1 protein-coding gene is annotated in these 1,528 nt (G+C 30.2%); it reads right to left on the minus strand.

The window, feature by feature from the left end; all coding sequences use genetic code 11:
• Positions 1-42: 42 nt before the first annotated feature.
• A protein-coding gene (locus tag DWZ53_RS11060) for an IS3 family transposase (protein ID WP_118434211.1) occupies positions 43-1,439 on the minus strand; the annotation gives its coding sequence in 2 pieces (ribosomal slippage) (positions 43-939 and positions 942-1,439; 1,395 coding nt in all).
• Between the last annotated feature and the right edge of the window lie 89 nt (positions 1,440-1,528).

The following is a 1,528-nucleotide window of genomic DNA, read 5'->3' on the forward strand; positions in this document are numbered from 1 at the left end:
TTTATTGTGAACCCCAAAAGTTGGACTTAAATTTTAAATCGATTATAAGGCTTGATCTCTTGCTTGTAAAGGAGTCAGGCCTTTTAATTTTACTTTTATACGTTTCTCATTGTAATATTTGATATATTCGTCCATAGCTAATTCTAGCTGTTCCAATGTTTCGTATTCATATTCATGTCCATAAAACATCTCATTCTTCATTTTCCCAAAGAAGTTCTCCATTACACAATTGTCCAAACAGTTTCCTTTTCTTGACATGGACTGAATAATGTCATGTTCTTTAAGTGCTTTATGGTATGCCTCCATTTGATATTGCCATCCCTGATCACTATGAAAAATCAAATCTTTAAGATTATCGTATTTTGAAAAGGCTATATTGAGCATATCTGTAGTTTGTTTGAAATTAGGAGACTTTGAAATTATGTAAGACACAATTTCATCATTATACATATCTAGAATCGGTGAAAGATATAATTTACCAGCTGCTATACGAAACTCAGATACATCTGTTGTCCATTTTTGATTACATGCAGTTGTAGAAAAATCTCTTTTGTATGTTGTTTTATGATTCTTTTCATCTAATTCTTTAACTAGTAGTAAATTCTTAACTGTTCCATTCATATCACCTTTATAAGATTTATATTTGGCTTTTGGTGTAATTCCAAACAATCCAAGCACCTTCATTAATCGTTTTACTTTCTTATGATTTACGATAAAACCTTGATTTCTTAGTTCAAGAGTAATGCGCCTATAACCGTATCTTCCTTTATTTTTGTTGAATATTTCAGTGATTTTAGCTTTTAATTCTGCATTCTTGTCACTAGAAGCTATAGATTTAATATTGTAAAAATAGGTAGATCTTGATATCTGTAATACATTTAAAAGCATTGATAATGGATATGTCTGCCTTAGTTCCTTGATTACTTCTGTTTTTTCTTTATTTGTTGCGTGTTCCTTTGTAGAACCAAGGCTCTCAATTTTTTTAATGCATCCACCTCACACTGTAGTTTATAGTTTTCCTTCTTCAACTGTTCAATAACAGTATCCTTATCATTAATATCTAATGTTTTATTTTCTTCTTTTTTCATAGACGTTGGTCTTCCTTTCGGTTTATTGACCAATCCATCATATCCTAATTTTTCATAATTGTTAAGCCATGAAATAATTTGTGATTTACTAATATCGTATTCGATAATTAATGAGGTCTTAGATTCACCATTCAAAGCACGAGTGATAACTTCAAGTTTGAATTCGGGTGAATAAGTTCTGTTCTTATTTTTTTTGATCGATTCTTCCCCATGAATGTGGTATTTACGGATAATAATATTAATAGTGCTATTTGATACATTAAATTTTTTAGCTATTATTTGACATCCAAGTCGTTCATCTTCATAGAGTCGTACAATTTCTTTTTTGTCTTCATAAGTTAATTTTGCCATATTAAAAGAACCCTCCTTGCTGGCATGAATTTCAGATAATAATCGTTACTATCTGAAATTCATCTGTCCAACAAATTGGGTTCAGTTCA

The organism is Coprobacillus sp. AF33-1AC (genome assembly GCF_003475785.1).
Classification (GTDB): Bacteria; Bacillota_I; Bacilli_A; order Erysipelotrichales; family Coprobacillaceae; genus Faecalibacillus.